Origin of the sequence: Euzebya tangerina, assembly GCF_003074135.1 — a bacterium.
Classification (GTDB): Bacteria; Actinomycetota; Nitriliruptoria; order Euzebyales; family Euzebyaceae; genus Euzebya; species Euzebya tangerina.
This window is the reverse complement of sequence record NZ_PPDK01000003.1, coordinates 235,119-250,705: the sequence shown is the minus strand read 5'-3', so window position 1 is coordinate 250,705 and position 15,587 is coordinate 235,119. Positions and strand designations below refer to the sequence as shown.

Annotated in this window: 16 protein-coding genes; 4 read left to right on the top strand and 12 right to left on the bottom strand. The window is 68.3% G+C overall.

Features of this window, described 5'->3' with window-relative positions; genetic code table 11:
* Positions 1-12: 12 nt before the first annotated feature.
* A complete protein-coding gene (locus C1746_RS19580) occupies positions 13-954 on the bottom strand; it encodes a sortase domain-containing protein (protein ID WP_205712009.1) in 942 nt (313 codons plus the stop codon).
* A gap of 139 nt (positions 955-1,093) precedes the next feature.
* Positions 1,094-1,915: a fasciclin domain-containing protein gene (locus C1746_RS19575; protein ID WP_116716447.1), complete on the bottom strand. Its 822-nt coding sequence runs from the start codon at positions 1,913-1,915 to the stop codon at positions 1,094-1,096.
* 141 nt (positions 1,916-2,056) lie between these two features.
* Here C1746_RS19575 and pyk point away from each other — a divergent pair, with 141 nt between their 5' ends.
* On the top strand, positions 2,057-3,499 hold the full coding sequence (pyk, locus tag C1746_RS19570) for a pyruvate kinase (protein ID WP_116716446.1): 1,443 nt from the start codon (positions 2,057-2,059) through the stop codon (positions 3,497-3,499).
* Between the two features lie 11 nt (positions 3,500-3,510).
* On the opposite strand, the gene C1746_RS19565 is transcribed toward pyk, so the two are convergent.
* Together C1746_RS19565 and C1746_RS19560 are read right to left on the bottom strand one after the other, a co-directional pair.
* Complete coding sequence (locus C1746_RS19565; RefSeq protein ID WP_116716445.1) at positions 3,511-3,768, bottom strand: putative acetyltransferase; 258 nt, start codon at positions 3,766-3,768, stop codon at positions 3,511-3,513.
* Positions 3,765-4,439 (bottom strand): alpha/beta hydrolase, encoded by a 675-nt coding sequence (locus C1746_RS19560; RefSeq protein ID WP_162867989.1) that lies wholly within the window; start codon positions 4,437-4,439, stop codon positions 3,765-3,767. Before C1746_RS19560 ends, C1746_RS19565 begins: the two co-directional genes overlap by 4 nt.
* Positions 4,440-4,505: 66 nt before the next feature.
* Here C1746_RS19560 and fdxA point away from each other — a divergent pair, with 66 nt between their 5' ends.
* Entirely contained in the window at positions 4,506-4,826 is a 321-nt protein-coding gene (gene fdxA / locus C1746_RS19555; RefSeq protein ID WP_116716443.1) for a ferredoxin, read from the top strand.
* 94 nt (positions 4,827-4,920) lie between these two features.
* Here fdxA and C1746_RS19550 read toward each other — a convergent pair whose 3' ends face one another.
* The 3 genes from C1746_RS19550 to C1746_RS19540 all read right to left on the bottom strand — a co-directional run bounded on the left by C1746_RS19550 (position 4,921) and on the right by C1746_RS19540 (position 9,876).
* A complete protein-coding gene (locus tag C1746_RS19550; RefSeq protein ID WP_116716442.1) occupies positions 4,921-6,357 on the bottom strand; it encodes a serine hydrolase domain-containing protein in 1,437 nt (478 codons plus the stop codon).
* Between the two features lie 251 nt (positions 6,358-6,608).
* Positions 6,609-7,724: an Mrp/NBP35 family ATP-binding protein gene (locus C1746_RS19545; RefSeq protein ID WP_205712008.1), complete on the bottom strand. Its 1,116-nt coding sequence runs from the start codon at positions 7,722-7,724 to the stop codon at positions 6,609-6,611.
* Positions 7,725-7,812: 88 nt separating this feature from the next.
* A complete protein-coding gene (locus tag C1746_RS19540; RefSeq protein ID WP_116716441.1) occupies positions 7,813-9,876 on the bottom strand; it encodes a GspE/PulE family protein in 2,064 nt (687 codons plus the stop codon).
* 29 nt (positions 9,877-9,905) lie between these two features.
* On the opposite strand from C1746_RS19540, the gene C1746_RS19535 reads away from it, so the two are divergent.
* Complete coding sequence (locus C1746_RS19535) at positions 9,906-10,682, top strand: hypothetical protein (protein ID WP_162867988.1); 777 nt, start codon at positions 9,906-9,908, stop codon at positions 10,680-10,682.
* Between the two features lie 8 nt (positions 10,683-10,690).
* Here the strand turns inward: C1746_RS19535 and C1746_RS19530 are convergent, their stop codons facing one another.
* The 3 genes from C1746_RS19530 to C1746_RS19525 are packed head-to-tail and all read right to left on the bottom strand — an operon-like array spanning position 10,691 to position 11,918.
* Complete coding sequence (locus tag C1746_RS19530) at positions 10,691-11,278, bottom strand: GNAT family N-acetyltransferase (protein ID WP_116716439.1); 588 nt, start codon at positions 11,276-11,278, stop codon at positions 10,691-10,693.
* Complete coding sequence (locus C1746_RS22260) at positions 11,275-11,493, bottom strand: hypothetical protein (protein ID WP_162867987.1); 219 nt, start codon at positions 11,491-11,493, stop codon at positions 11,275-11,277. Before C1746_RS22260 ends, C1746_RS19530 begins: the two co-directional genes overlap by 4 nt.
* Positions 11,490-11,918: a hypothetical protein gene (locus tag C1746_RS19525; protein WP_116716438.1), complete on the bottom strand. Its 429-nt coding sequence runs from the start codon at positions 11,916-11,918 to the stop codon at positions 11,490-11,492. The genes C1746_RS22260 and C1746_RS19525 overlap by 4 nt, the downstream gene beginning before the upstream one ends.
* Before the next feature lie 116 nt (positions 11,919-12,034).
* On the opposite strand from C1746_RS19525, the gene C1746_RS19520 reads away from it, so the two are divergent.
* Entirely contained in the window at positions 12,035-12,637 is a 603-nt protein-coding gene (locus C1746_RS19520; protein ID WP_116716437.1) for a TetR/AcrR family transcriptional regulator, read from the top strand.
* 19 nt (positions 12,638-12,656) lie between these two features.
* Here C1746_RS19520 and C1746_RS22625 read toward each other — a convergent pair whose 3' ends face one another.
* Both C1746_RS22625 and C1746_RS19510 read right to left on the bottom strand, forming a co-directional pair.
* Positions 12,657-14,300 (bottom strand): haloalkane dehalogenase, encoded by a 1,644-nt coding sequence (locus C1746_RS22625; protein ID WP_162867986.1) that lies wholly within the window; start codon positions 14,298-14,300, stop codon positions 12,657-12,659.
* A gap of 51 nt (positions 14,301-14,351) precedes the next feature.
* Positions 14,352-15,437, bottom strand: a complete 1,086-nt coding sequence (locus tag C1746_RS19510) for a hypothetical protein (RefSeq protein WP_116716436.1) — start codon at positions 15,435-15,437, stop codon at positions 14,352-14,354.
* Between the last annotated feature and the right edge of the window lie 150 nt (positions 15,438-15,587).

Sequence of the window (15,587 nt, the reverse complement as noted above, 5' to 3'; positions counted from 1 at the left end):
GGAGCCGACTGGCTAGAAGATTGCGCCGGATTCCGGGGGTGGCCGTTCCTCGACCAGCTCGGCGGTGATGATCAGGTTGCCGGTGTAGGAGCCCTGATCGAACCCCCCGTCACAGGTGATGAGCCGGAGCTGGGCGTCGTCGGTCTCGCCGTACACCAGATCGCTGGGGAACTCCTCCTTGGTGACGTTCAGCGTGCTCCGCACCGCGAAGACCGCGGAGGAGCCATCGCCACGTGTGATGGTGATCGCATCGTCGAAGACCAGCTCCTCGAGCGCGAAGAACACCGCGGGGCCGTTCACCGAGTCCACATGACCAGCGATCACCGAGGGTCCACGCTCGCCCGGTTCCGGGCCGCCCTGCCACCAACCCGTCTGGGCGAAGTCGGTCGGGACCTCCAGCTCCCCGTTCTCCATCGTGTTGAGGGGGATCACGCTGGCACGGACGCCGATGGCTGGGATCTCGATGAACGATGGATCGCCGCGCTGGACCTCGGGTGGCGGTGGCGGCGGGGCCTGCTCCGGGGTGACCTCCGCGCCGGTCAGCGGAGCCGTCGCTGTGACGCTGGGTGAGGGGTCGGCGGAGTCCTCTCGGAGCACGATCTCGCGGATGCTCGGCACATCGAAGGTTCCGGTGCCCCACAGGACCAAGATCGTCACCGCTGCACCCGTCGCGAGCCAGGACACGGCCCGCGAGACGGTGCTGACCTTGCCGGCTTCCTCGGCGTCCGGTGGCCGGTCTGCCTCCGGTGGCTGGTCTGTCTCCGGTGTGTCCTCGATCGCACGGTCGACCGCGCCGGCGGGATGCCCTTCCGTGTCCGGGTCGTCCTCGGATGAGGAGCCGCTCTCCGGGTCGTCTTCGGCTGCACCGCCAGACACCACATCGGCCATGATGGCCAGTTCGGCGTCGATGTCGGACGGCTTGGGGTCCGGCGTCTGATCGGCGTCGTCACTCATGGGTGATCACGCGTTGGGAGGTCGCTCATTTGTAGCGGCATGGTAGTTCCGAAAACGACGGTGGGCCGCCGGAGAGTTCCGACAGCCCACCGTGTGATCGAGGGCTCAGCGGCAGCTGAGCCTCAGTCTCTGCCTGGCGCTAGGCGGCGCGACGGGCGATGAGCGCACCACCCAGGGCCACGAGGCCGAGGACACCCACGGCGACCAGTGGCGTGGGCAGACCCGAGGAGGCCGTTCCACCAGCACCGGTGGCAACACCGCCGGTCGGGGCTTCAGCGTCGTCCCCGCCCGTGTCGGTCGGGGTGTCGGCTGCGGCATCGTCGCCGCCCTCGGCGTCGCCTTCCTCAGCACCGGCGTCGGTGTCGGTGGAGGTGTCCTCGCCGCCAGCAGCGGCACCGGTCACGCTCGGCGGGAGCAGCACGGAGTCGATGAGGTGGACGGTGGCGTTTGCGGTCATGACGTCCGGCACCAGGACCTGGGCCTGACCGTCGACGTCCGGCGGGGTCACGGTGATGGTCTCGCCGGTGAAGGTCTCGTACTCACCGGACAGGTCCGCGGCGGACAGCTGCTGGCCGGCGATGACGTGGTAACCCAGCACCGTGGTCAGCAGACCCGACGGGTCGGCCAGCGCGGCGTCGAGCGTCGCGGCGTCCATTGCCGCGAAGGCACAGTCGGTTGGTGCGAAGACCGTCAGGGCCTCTGCGGAGTTCAGGGTGTCCACCAGGCCGGCGGCGTCGACGGCGGTGGTCAACGTGGTGAGGACCGGGTTGTTGGAGGCCGCGGTGCCGACCGGGTCGTCAGCCATGCCCTCCAGCGTGCCCGCCTCGTCGCCACCCTGGACCGCCTCGACGATGGCGTCGGTGTCGCAGATCTCGGCGCTGCTCTGTGCGGAAGCAGCTGTTGGGAAGATGAGCAGTGCGGCCAAGAGGCCGAGCACCAGTGCTATCGAACGTGAACGCATGATGTCTGAAAGTCCTTTGGTGTAGGAACGAGGAGGCAGAAGGCCTGCCACGGGAGTGTATTCGTATCCAATTCCGCTTTGGATGATGCCAGAGATTTGTACTGTAGTCCGACACTCTCACCAACAACCCCCGGAGTCGATGTGACTCGTAGAGCAAAGATCGTTGCAACGCTGGGCCCGGCCCTCGATGACCGGGAGAAGCTGCGCGCGGCCGTCGAGGCCGGCATCGACGTCGTGCGGCTGAACTTCAGCCACGGTGACCACGACACCCACGCGCGGCGTCTGGAGACGGTCCGGGAGCTGGGTCAGCGACTGGGTCGCAACGTCGGCTGCCTCGCGGATCTGCAGGGCCCGAAGATCCGCCTCGGCATGCTGCCGGACCCTGGCATCGAGATCGTCACGGGCGGCGAGGTGTACCTCCACCCCGGCGTGGAGGAGTTGGACGCCTACGAGAGCGAGGGACTGCCCGCGCTGCCGGTGGTCTACGAGGCCTTGGCGGATGACGTCACGCCGGGCTCGTTGATGTTGATCGACGACGGCTCACTTCGACTCGTGGCGTCCCGTGTCGAGGACGGCGTCGTCCGCGCCCGAGTCGTGGCTGGTGGACTGGCGAAGTCGCGCAAGGGGTTGAACCTGCCGGGCGTGAAGGTGTCCGCGCCGTGCCTGACCGAGAAGGACATCGAGGACCTCGAGTTCGCCAATCAGCTGGGCGCCGACTGGGTGGCACTGTCGTTCGTCCGCACGCCCGACGACATCATGGACGTCCGGGAGCGCATCAAGGCCCTGAACGGCGAGTCACCGGTGATCGCCAAGCTGGAACGGCCAGAGGCGATCGAGAACCTGACCGACATCATCGACGTCACCGACGCGGTCATGGTCGCCCGGGGTGATCTCGGGGTCGAGATCGGTCCGGAGCGCGTCCCGGCCATCCAGAAGGAGATCATCGCCGAGGCCAACGCCGAGTCCCGGCCGGTGATCACCGCAACCGAGATGTTGGACTCGATGATCAACTCGCCGCGGCCCACCCGTGCCGAGGCCAGCGATGTCGCCAACGCCATCTTCGACGGCACGGATGCGGTGATGCTGTCGGGGGAGACGGCAGCGGGGTCCTACCCGGTCGAGGCGGTGCGGACCATGGCCCGCATCGTCGAGGTGGCCGAGCGGTCGCCACACCTGATCCACCCCTCGCCCCCTCCACACTCCGAGCTGAGCGTCAGTCGGGTGGTCGCCCAGTCCGCGGTCCAGGTCGCCCGAGATGTGCAGGCGACCGCGATCGTGGCGTTCTCCATGACCGGTTGGTCGGTGCAGTTGGTCAGCAAGATGCGGCCCGAGATGCCACTGGTCGGATTGACCCCATCGGCTCGAGCCCATGGGCGAACAGCCCTGATGTGGGGGACCGAAGCCGCGCTCGTCCCGATGAAAGATCGAGCCCAGGAGCTCCTGCAGGCCGCCGAGAAGGTCCTGCTTGACGGCAACTGGGCCGCCACGGGCGACACGGTCGTCATGGTGACCGGCCCACCCGGCTCGTTGGGTGGCACCAGCCGCATCTGGGTGCACCGGGTGGGCGACGAGATCATCCACTAAGCCAGGACGGATCAGCCTCGGGGAAGGGTCGGCGGAGGCGGCAGGGTCTTTCCCGCCACCATCGCGACTTCGTCCACCTCCGTGCGCTGCCCGTCTCGGCGTCGGATCACCAGAATCCCGTCAGACCAGGACTCCAGCGTGCCGACGGCGTCGGTGAACTGCGGGCCACCGGCGTCCTCGCCAACCCGCGCACGCACCGACACCCGTCGGCCGACATCAGCCGGTGTGATCCTGACGACGTAGCGTCCGCGCAAGCTGAAGTCGCTCATGTGGTCGGCGATGTGGTTGGCGATGGGGTCGCAGTGCCGGATAGCAGGGACACGACGAGGTCGGCCACCTCGGGATCACGGTCGAAGAAGAAGTGGTCCGTTCCCTCCACCACGCAGACGTCGTCGGGTCGGAGGATGCTGGTGGTCTGTGGCGGGAAGAACTGGTCGTCGCTGCCGACGATGATCGACCGGCGCGGCGGCAGGTCCTCCGGTACCAGCGGGCCGAGCAACTGCAGGCCCTCCACCTGCCGGGTCGGTGGGGCGATCCCGATCCAGTGGTCGGCCGCAGCCCCCAGTCGCAGGCCGATCATCGCCCCGAACGACCAGCCGACCACGGCTGCCCTCGCCACGGTCGGGTACTGGCGTCGCAGCCAGGCCATGGCAGCCGTCGCATCGAGGTGCTCCAGCTCACCGGAGGTCTGCTGTCCTCCTGAGTCGCCGACGCCTCGGAAGTTGATCCGCAGGCTCGCCCAGTCAGCGGCAGCAAGGGCTTGGGCGATCTGTGGGAGGAGCCAGACGTCGCGGTCGCCGCCGTACGCCGGGTGCGGGTGCAGCAGGACCGCGATGCCCGTCGGCCGGTCGCCCGCGCCTGGTGTGCCTTCCAGCGGGGTGGGGGAGCGCAACACACCCGACACCTTGGTGCCGTCATCTGCTGTGATCTGCGGGTACATGGCGTCACAAGGAGGGTATGGTGTGCACCGCGGTCCGAACATGCCACCCATAGGAGCACTACAACCATGACGTACACGATCGCCGAGCCGTGCATCGATGTGAAGGACAAGGCCTGCATCGAGGAGTGCCCGGTCGACTGCATCTACGAGGGGGACCGGATGCTGTACATCCACCCCGACGAGTGCGTCGACTGCGGGGCATGTGAGCCGGCCTGCCCGGTTGAGGCCATCTTCTACGAGGACGACGTCCCGGATGAGTGGAAGGAGTTCACGCCGATCAATGCCGAGTACTTCGAGGACTCGGTCTCTGGCGTGGGTTCGCCGGGTGGGGCGGCGAAGGTTGGTGCTTCCGGCGTCGACCACCCCAAGGTGGCTGCCTGGGAATGAGCCGGCTGGTCGGTGACCCTGACCACACCAAGAGCTGAACCGACTGGACCCGCCACCGCGGGTCCAGCGGTCGTTTTTGGGCGGTCCTGTCCGGTCAGTCCAGGCGGATCGGTGCGGTGGGCTGCGGCGTCCCATCGAACGGCGTCATGCGAGCACCGCCGACCCGGATGGCGCGGACAGCACCAGCGTCACCCCGCTCGACGGTGACGGCCTCGCCGACGGACCCGAAGCCCATCCCGCGGGTCATGAGGAAGCGGTCGTCGCCATCCGGCGTCAGCCAGGTGGCCCCGGCGAGCGGGTCGGCCTCGGTGGCGTCCAGCAGCAACAGGTCATGGCCGACCCGGGTCAGGTCGCGGACTCCCCAGACGTTGACGTAGCGACCCAGGACATCATCGGGGTCGTCGGGTGGCGTCGCCTCCCCAGACCCGGACGACCGGCTGGAGGTCGCGCCGGGGTCCGGGCTGGTGGAGGCGGCGTGGAGCAGCAGCTTGGCGGCACCCTCGGCCAACGCGCGTGCCGGCCCGTCGATGGCGGTGGTCAGGACGGCGACGGCAAACCGCTGCTCGGGATCGACCAGCAGTCGGCTGATGCTGCCGGGCCAGCCGCCGGCGTGGCCCAGCAGCCGGCGGTCGTTCACCGACGCAACCATCAGACCGAGGCCGTAGTCCAGTCCAGGGACCCCGTCGACTGGCATCGGGGTGGCGGTCATCGCGCGCTTGCTGGCCTCGGACAGCAGCGTCTCGTCGCCTTCGACGAAGGTCGCGCCCAATCGGCACAGGTCCTCGGCCGTGGAGTAGACCCCGGTCGCGGAGGCCAGCGCGTGGGTGCCGACCTGTTCGATGGGTACCCGACTGTCCGACCACGTCAGCCCCGAGTAGGCGGTGGCGAACGGCCCGCGTGCCGCGGGTGTCCAGTCGGGGCCGGTGTGGTACATGCCCGCGGGTTCGAACACCGCACCGGTCACGTGGTCGCCCCAGGTCTGGCCGGTGACGACCTCGATGACCTGTCCGAGCAGCCCGTAGCCGATGTTGGAGTACTTGAACCGGACGTCGGTGCCGAGGGTGGCAGCCTCGTCGGCGCACACCCGATCCCGCAGGTCGTCGGTGCCGGGGAAGGGGCGGTCGAGCTGCCAGTGCGAGCCATCAGAGGAGTCGCGGAAGATGCCCGCGCGGTGCCCCATCAGCTGCGCGAGGGTGCGGTCCGCGAGGGCCGTCCCCGCGATCCACGGCAGGTGCTCCCGCAGTGGGTCGTCCAGGCGAAGGCGCCCAGCCTCGGCCAGCTGCATGATCGCCGTCGCGGTGATGATCTTGGAGTGGGATGCGACCCGGATGCGGTGATCGGTGCGAACGGCCTCCCGGGTCTCCAGGTCGGCGTGGCCGTAGGCGGCCGACAGCACGATCTCACCATCCAGCCACACCGCCGCCTGCACCGCCGGAACCCGTTGATACCGCTGCTGGTAGGACAGCCACGAGTCGATGCTGGCGATGGTGGCGCCGATCGTGGTCCGAGGAACCTGGGCGGGAGAGCGCATGAGCGGACCCTACCGGCTCCCAGAAACCACGAATCCCTCCCGCGTGAGCGGAAGGGATTTGGGTGCACTCGGAGGCGACGAGGAGGAACGACTTCTCGGTCCGGAGACCTTGTCCTGCGCGGTTGACTTACATCCTCGGTGAGCCAACTCTTTGGTTGTCGGTCAAGCTCTCCGAGTGCAGGGAGGAACCTAAGACATGCACCTAAGACACCGCAAGTCCTTTTTCGGTTTTCCTGGCGTTTTCCTCCGCGTCAGAAGGAGAGGGGCAGGGACTTGCCCACCAGGGAGGTGCGGGTCTTGGCCAGGCGCGTGGCCATCTCGGTGAAGCGCTGGCTGGCCTCGGAGTCGGGGTCGCTGATGACGATGGGTGTGCCGGCGTCAGATCCTGCCCGCAGACGGGTGTCGATCGGGATCGAGCCCCATACCTCGGTGTCGAGTTCTGCAGCCAGCAGCTGGCCACCTCCCTCGCCGAAGATGCGGTACTCCTGGCCGGTGTCCGGTGCCACGAACGTGGCCATGTTCTCGATCACTCCGGAGACGCGCATGCCGGTCTGAGCCGTCATCTGGCCCGCCCGCAGTGCCACGCGCTGAGCCGCCTGCTGTGGTGTGGTCACCACGAGCATGTCCGCGTTGGGCAGCATCTGAGCCAGCGAGATCGCGATGTCGCCGGTTCCCGGCGGCAGGTCGCAGAGCAGGAAGTCCAGATCGCCCCAGTGCACGTCGGCCAGGAACTGCTGCAGGGCACGGTGCAACATCGGGCCCCGCCAGATGACTGGCTTCTCTGCGTCGATGAAGAACCCGATGGAGATGACCTTGACCCCGTGGGCCTGGAGCGGCATCACCATGTTGTTGAAGGCGACGGGACGGCCCTCGACACCCAACATCCGCGGGATCGAGTACCCCCAGACGTCGGCGTCCAGGATGCCGACGCTCTGCCCCTGCTCGGCCAGTGCGACAGCCAGGTTGGTCGTCACCGAGGACTTCCCCACCCCGCCCTTCCCGGAGGCGATGGCGACGACCTTGGTGGTGGAGTCGGACTGCGCGAACGGGATGACGACCTGGCCACCAGGCGCCTTGCCGGCGCCGCCACGAACCTTCTCGGCCAGGCTGGCCCGCTGTTGCTCGGTCATGGACCCGAGTCGGACGTCCACGGCGTCGATGCCATCGAGGTCGATCAGCGCCTTGGTCACCTCACTGCGGATGGTGTCCTTCATGGGGCATCCCGGAACCGTCAACAGGACATCGACGATGGCGGTCGTGCCCTCCATCTCGGCGGCTTCGACCATGCCGAGGTCGGTGATCGGCTGTCCGATCTCCGGGTCGTCGACGGTTCCCAGAGCTGCCATGATCTGGTCTGTTGTGGGCACAGGAGGCACGTGACCTTTCAAGTTGAGGGGGTGTGGCCGATGGTACCCGTGCCTCCTCCGGCCCTACTCCCCGTTTGCCTCCCGGTCCTCACTCCCTGTCTTCGAGCATTCGCTCCAGATCGTGCACCGAAGGCCGGTCGGCGACCATCACCTCGGTATCGACCTTGAGTGCGGACCCGGCGACCCCCTTCGGCTCAGCTGCTCCTGCCTCGATCGAGTCGGCGGCGTGGCGCGGAGACTCCACGATGCGCTCGAGTTCCTCGACCTCAACGCGTTGGAACGGTGGATCGCTCGGGACCGGCTCCTCTTCGGCGTCACCGGCGGCCAGCAGACCAGCGGAGTACGTGGCCTCCTCCTCGACGGCGGCCATGATCTTCGCGACCGCGTCGTCGTCCTCGGAGGCCAGCTCCTTCAGGATCGCGTCCTCCTCGGCGACGAGGTCGGTCGGGGTGGTCCGCATGACCTCCTCGAGTGTGGTGATGCCCATGCGAGCCTTGGTCAACCCGTCTTCGCGAAGCGACCGCAGCCCGCCCTTGCGCGCGGCGCGTCGGATCTGGTCCTCCTCGGCCTTGCGCAGCAGGGCCGTCCGGACGTTCTTGTCGACGCTGAGGATCTCGAGGAATGCGATCCGACCCTTGTAGCCGGTGCTCCCACACGCCTTGCAGCCGCGGCCCTTGACCCAGCCGTCGAACTCGATGTCCTCGCGGCTCAGGCGCAGCCGGGCGATCTCCCGCTCGGTGGGGGTGTGCGGCTCGGCGCACTTGCTGCAGACACGACGACCGAGCCGCTGGGCCACGACCATGGTCAGCGACGAGGCGATCAGGTAGTCGGGGATGCCGAGGTCGGCCAGTCGGGTGACAGCGCCAGGTGCGTCGTTGGTGTGGAGCGTGGAGAACACCATGTGCCCGGTCAGGGAGGCCTGGAGTGCGAGCTCAGCCGTGTCGAAGTCGCGGATCTCACCCACCATGACGACGTCCGGGTCCTGCCGGAGCACGGTCTTCAGGGCCGATGAGAAGGTGAAGCCGATCTTGTGGTTGACCGGCGTCTGGTTCACGCTCGGCAGCTCGTACTCGACCGGATCCTCGATGGTGATCAGGTTGTGCGAGTCGTCGGCGAGGTGGGACAGGAAGGCGTAGAGGGTTGAGGTCTTTCCGGCTCCTGTCGGCCCGGTCAGCAGACACAGCCCCTGGGGGCGCTCGATGTGAGCCAGGACGTTGTCGAGTTGCTGGTCGGAGAGGCCGACCTCATCCAACTGCAGCTGTTCGGCGCCCTTGCGCAGCAGCCGCATGACCATCTTCTCGCCGTGCAGCAGTGGGAGGGTCGAGACACGGAGGTCGACCTCTCCGGTGGCGGAGCGGTAGGTCGAGCGACCGTCCTGCGGACGCCGCCGTTCGGCGATGTCGAGCTGCGCGATCAGCTTGAGGCGGGAGATCAGCGGAGCGTGGATCGCACGAGGGAGGGTCATCACCTCGTGCAGCACACCGTCGACGCGGTAGCGGACCCGGGCCTTGTCCTTGCCGGGTTCGACGTGGATGTCCGAGGCGTTGCCGTGCAGGGCGTCGTGGATGATCTGCTCGGCCAGGCGGATGATCGGCCCGGCTTCCTCGACGGCCTCCTCGAGCTCCTCGACTTCCTTGGCCGCGGCGGACTGTGAGGTGATCTCGTCGACCAGGTCGCCGGCGCGGCTGCCGTCCGGGCGGAAGACCTGCTTCATCGCCTCCGGGATGCGGCTGGGCGGCGTGACGATGGGGCGGATGCGACGGGCGCCGGCAGAGAGCCGGACGTCGTCCATGGCCACGATGTCCGTGGGGTCGGACGTCAAGACCACGAGTGTGCCGTCGACCTCGTTCCACAGCGGCACGATGCCGTGCCGACGAGCCATGGGCTCGGGCACCAGGTCGCGGGCGCCGGTGTGCGCGGTCGGCAGGTCGTTGTTGGCGAACTCCAGACCGAACTGCTTGGCCACCGCCCGGGAGATGTCCTCCTGGGAGACGAATCCCAGACGGGCGATCGTCTCGCCCAGGCGCTCGCGCTTCCCGTCGACCACCATGCGGGAGCCGAGAGCTTCGAGCAGCTCTCCCTGGGTGAGGAGGTCCTCGGCGACCAGCCACTCACCTATCGGCTTCTTTCCGCGTCCTTCAGGCATCGTCATCGGAAGTATCGGTAGCCTGCCTTCCCATCTTGAGGAACTATGTGCTGGTCTGCCTCGCCGTCGTCCTGGTCGGGTGTCGCCTGGACATCGGACTGCAGCTCGATGTCCAGGACGATGCGAGCGGGACGATATCGCTGTCCATCATTACTGATTCGGAACTGAACCGTGCAGCGGATTCCGCCGGAGTGGATCCGCTCGGCACCATGGTCCAGCGAATCGAGCAGGCATCGACGCCGTGGGACGTCCAGGATCACATCGACGAGACGACCGGATCGAGGACCGTCACGGTGACCGCGGACTTCGACGACCCCGATGCGTTCGCGGCCCGGTACGGCGAGCTGGCGGATGCGCTCGATGCCCCCGAGGCCCGGCTGCTCGGGCCCCTCAGCCTGAGCGTCGATCCGGAGACCGAGATCATCTCGCTGGAGGGATCGTTGCCGCTGGAGGTGAGAGAGCCGGCAGCCGCTGACCTCGGCATCGATCTCGCGGCGCTCGAGGCGCAACTGCAGGACGTGGTGTCCTCGAGCTTGGCGGTCCAGACACCCGGTGCCGTCCTCTCGGTGTCGGGTGCCTCGGGGGCCGAGGCGGAGGAGACCGGGTCGGTCCCCGTCCGCGGGCCCTATCCGGACGGGCCGCTCGAGCTGACCTGGGTCGCCGACGGCCCGGGGGTCCAGACGCCCGTGGCCGCGCAGTTCGAGCCCGGCGGGGCGGACATCACCCGCCTGGTGGTCCTGGGTGGCCTCGGTGCCGTCCTGATCGGGGCGCTCGGCGCAACCGTGCTCCTACGCCGGCGTTCTGCCGGCTGAACCGCCGCCTACAGGTCCTGGGCGAACACCGACACGGTCAGCTGCGATGACGGCACGATGTCCTGCTCCAGGAGCTCGAATCCGAGGTGCTGGTAGAGCGGGACGTTGTCGCGGTTCTCGGTCTTGAGCGTCAGGCGGGTGGCGCCGGATGCGCGTGCGGCGTCACGGCAGGCGGTCATGGCCCGTCGGCCCAAGCCCTCGCCGTGCCGCGCAGGATCAACGGCCAGGACCCAGAGGTAGGCGTCGCCAGGCCGGAGGTGCGCCTCGATCATCTCATCCGCCGCCACATCGTGGGACACGAGGCGGCGCATGCCCGTCAGGGTCAGCCGGAGGGGCAGGGTGAGCATGCCGAAGCGCATAACGTCGGCGCCGGTCATGCTCAGCCGGTCTCCGGGGAGCCAGCCAGCCACGCCGGCGGCGTCGGCGACGGTCTCCAGACCGCCGAGGGCGCGGCAACGGCGAGCGGTCCCGGCGAAGAGATGGGGGAGGGCACGCGCTCGCCGGTCGTCGTCAGGCATGACATGTCGGAAGAGTGGGTCGTTGTAGAAGGCCCGGGCGAGTGTTCGTCCGGCTCGTGTGATGGTGTCGGAGGTCATCGTGGCTCTGCCGCCCGGCGACGGCGACGGGCAAGGATGCGAGGAGCTTGCCACAAGGCCAGGCCCGTGAGGCCGAGCAGCGGAACGCTCACGATCTGAACGACGGTGCGGAAGCTCTCCACGTCGGCGAGCGGCGTGTAGACGTACAGAACGAGCGCCACGGCGGGAACGAGGTGAAGAGCACGAAGGACGGCGCGAAGTCGACGGACGCTCACGACGACACCGCGGGGCTCAGGCCACGCCGCGCCGCAGCTGCCAGCAGCGGGATCACGACGACGAACCCGACGAGCAGGCCCACGCCCGTCGGCGTGAGGTCATCGATGCGCGCGAGGCCGCCGATCACGAAGACGCTCTTGTAGATGCTCTGGACCGCGAACACGCCGGCCAGGGCCCGCTGCAGCTCCGGTCGACCGATCGCGGCAGCGGACACGACGCCGATCGCGAGCCAGATGGCGCCGAGGATCATGCTCGTCGCCCCGTCGTAGGTGCCACTGCCGAGCACCGTGGTCGTGGCCCACTCGGGCGCGATGGTCAGCAGTGCGCCGGGAACCCCGGCGGCGAGGACGTTGGCCGCGGCGGCGACCGTCGGCAGGGACGGCCGGGTGCGACCGGTCACGATGGGGGTTGGTGCTGTGCTCATGTCGGGAACCTCTCTTGTCCGAAGGTTAGGTTGTCACTGTCAACCTGAGCATACGATGCAAGATTGACAGTGTCAACCTATATTGTTGACGGTGTCAATCTGCTGGAGGAGCGCCGATGCCGAACTCGACCTACTACGACGGCGATCTGCGCCGTGATCTGCTGGATGCCGCCGTTCGACAGATCGCCGTGGAGGGCCCGACAGGCGTCAGTCTGCGTGCCCTGGCCAAGCAGATCGGGGTGTCGCACGCGGCTCCGGCGAACCACTTCCGCAGCAAGCAGGCGCTCTACACCGCGCTCGCGACCGAAGGGTTCGCACGGCTGTCGTCCGCGTTCGAGTCAGCCGTCTCGACTGTCGATGCGGAGTCCGCGGTGGACGTTCTCCATGCCGGCGGGCGGGCCTACATCGACTTCGGGCTGGACAACCCCGGCTACTTCGCCGTCATGTGGCGCAACGATCTGCTGGACAACCAGGACGCAACGTTGGTCGCCGCCGGTCGCCGGACCTTCGAGTTCCTCGTCGCGGGTGTGGGGTACGCCCAGTCCCAGGGCTGGGCGGCGGGGCTCGACCAGGAGGCGGTCGCCACCACGCTGTGGTCGGCGGTCCACGGGTTCACAGCACTGTGGCTGCTGGGCCCGCTTGCGGAGATGTTGCCGCGAACGCGAGAGGAGCTCACCAACCAGCTGACGGCAACGCTGTTGAGCGTCGGGAGTTCGTGACCGCAACTCACGGGGAGATTCAGGGGGCGATGGTGCCGAGCCAGCGGCGCAGCGCCTGACCGAGTTCCGCAGGCGCATCTTCTGCGACGAAGTGGATCGCCGGCACCGCCGCCTCGGTCTGGTTCGGCCAGGTCTCGCACTCACTCGCGAACAGCGGGGTCAGCGAGCCCGGGTCCGCCCTGATCCAGAGCTTGGGGACAGCCGTGGTCCGCAGCCAGTCACGGTAGGCCACGACCCGGTCGTGGACCTCGGCCGGATCGCCGTCGAAGGGGATCTCACGCGGCCACCGGAGCATCACCCGCCGTCGCTCACCCGGGTCGACGAACGGAGCGCGGTAGACGTCGATGACCTCTGGTGGCAGGTCGACGAGGGTGGCGGCCTGCAGCCCGTGCTCGACGAAGACGTTGTCCACGAGCACCATCCGCTCGCCCTCGGGCCCGCGAAGGCGGCTGAAGAAGTCGCGGTCGTCGTCGGTCTCGGTGGCCATCGACCGTGGGCCGCAGATGGCCTCGGTGTAGGCGATACCCGTCACCCGGTCCGGATGTCGCCGGGCCCAGTCGAACCCCAGCGCCGAGCCCCAGTCGTTGAGGACGAAGACGACCCGGTCGCCGATGTCCAGGGCCTCGAGCAGGCCGTCCAGCACACGGCTGTGGCCCATGAAGGAGTAGGTGTCATCGGTGACGACCGGCGGCAGACCCGAGTCGCCCATCCCCATGAGGTCAGGCGCGACCACCCGACCCAGGTCAGCCACGTGGGGGATGACGTTGCGCCACAGGTAGGACGAGGTCGGGTTGCCATGCAGGAACACGATCGTCGGCCGCCCGCCCAGGCGTTCGGCATCGGGCAGGTCGACGGTTGCCAGCGGAACGTCCTGCACCTCGTGGTGGTGCTTGAGGTACGGCATTCTCGCCGAGCCGGTCGTGGGCAGCGAGGTGACCGGGTCGCGACGGGTGACGCAGTAGTGCAATCCGGCGGGGTCCTCCAGCACCGTCCACCAGTCGAACCGGCCGACCACGCGGGCACCCAGGTCGAGGTGCCGGTCCACCTCCGCGTCGGTGTTGTCGCTGGCGATGTCGAGGTGCGCGGGAGGCCGGTCCGGCGTGGGGAGGTCCCGACGCTGGAGCAGGATTCGGAACGGCTGCTGTACCGGACGTTCGAGCGAGAGGAACTCCGACCGGCTGAACTTGCCCGTCGACCAGCCGGTCAGTCCGACCCAGAACGCCACCTCGTCCTCGAACACGGCTGGGTCGACGTCGACGCAGACCTGGTCCAGACGGCTGCGTGACCCGCCAGGCCAGTCGATCGGCGCAGGCCGGTGGCCGGTGATGCGGTGTGGGACCGTGCAGAGGAGCACGCCTGCTGGGGAGCGGACGATCGCGAAGTCCTCGTGGTCCGCCACGTGCTCGGCACCCACGTCCACGGCCCGATCGCGAAGCGCGAAGGGATCGTCGCTGTGCAGGTCGAGGTGGATGCGGGGCTGCTCGTCGAGCACCTGGCGTTTGAGCACGGCCATGCCGGACCTCGGTTCGAGCGTGACGAACTGGCCTTGTTCCCCTCGCGCCGGGCCGGGCGTGGTAGCGGTCACTGCGGCCCAGAAGGCGTCGGTTCGCTGCCTGGCCGACGCTGGCACGTCGATCATCGCCGTGATCCAGTTGATGCGCACCCGCTCACCCCCTGTGCTGGCGTCATGTGTCACGCAGCGGCCCGGCGGTTCTCAGCCGGACTGCTGTTCCGCGAGGATCCGCTTCTTCTCCGCCCGGACGTAGGCGGCCTTGGCCTTGGCCCGAGCGACGCGTTCGCTCTTGCCCTCGGCGATGAGCTCGTCGAAGACCTCCTGGTCGATCTGCGCCTCGACGTGGATGTCGTCCTCCGGGCGCTTCGTGACCTCGGGCTTGTCCTCGGCCTCCGCCTCGGCGTCGGCAGCGGCTGCTGCCGCACCGTCGGTGGCGGCCACCCGCGGCGCACCGGCGAACTCCGGCGTCAGCGCGTAGAGCGTGCAGTTTTCGCGCCAGCGGTCGATCGCTCCCTCGCCATCGGGCAGGTTCAGCCGCTTCCCGATCCCGCTCTCCGCGGCCTTGGTCCAGCGCGGATCGTCGGTCGGGACCACCTCGACCTTGGCGGTCGTCCGGACCACGGCCGAGCGAAGGTCCTTGGAGCGAGCGACGATCCGGACCTCCTCCGTCTCCGGCGTGAGACCATCGACCTCCTGCTCCGTCGGGCCGCTGAAGACGTAGATCACACCGGAGTCGAAGATGAACCAGACCGGCTGCTGATGGTTGTCGTAGACCAACCCGCGCGGGCGATTGCGGATCTTCTTGAGACGGCTCACCTTCTCCTTCTTGGGGATCTGGATCCACATGACCGCGCCCTTGCCCAAGGCCTTGGACAACGTCTCCTCCGCCATCACGCTGGGATCGCCGCCCTCGCCGACCTCGAGGAACATGGGGATGGAGTTGACCAGATCGCCGTCGACGAAGAACGACATCTCGTGCTCGTCACCCCGGTCCAGTTGGAGTCGCGGGATGGTGGTGATGACCCGGTCCTGGAACATCTCGCCGCGGAGGTCGACCTTCCGCTCGCTCGAGCGAAAGATCTCGCTGCCGGTGGCGTCGGCCAGCGTGAAGTACTCCAGGTAGGTCCCCTGGGGTCCCTGGTAGTCGCGGAGCACGACGAACGGGTGGGTGGTCCCCGGGATGGCATCGACCCGGACGACGGGGTCGAGCAGGTCGGGGTCCACGCGGGATGCCTCCCAGATCTCACGGTCGATGGCGAGGGCGTAGTGCACGTCGGCGCGGGTCATCGCGTCTGGAGCGTCCTTCAGGGAGGGGATGGGCAGGCCGGTACCTGGCTCGGTACGGCAGGTTGGCAGTATACGGCTCGCGGCGACGGTGCCCGCGCTGGCCGGCGGTGTTCCGTTGCGCCCGGAGGTCGTTGGAGTGCGCACAGCCGA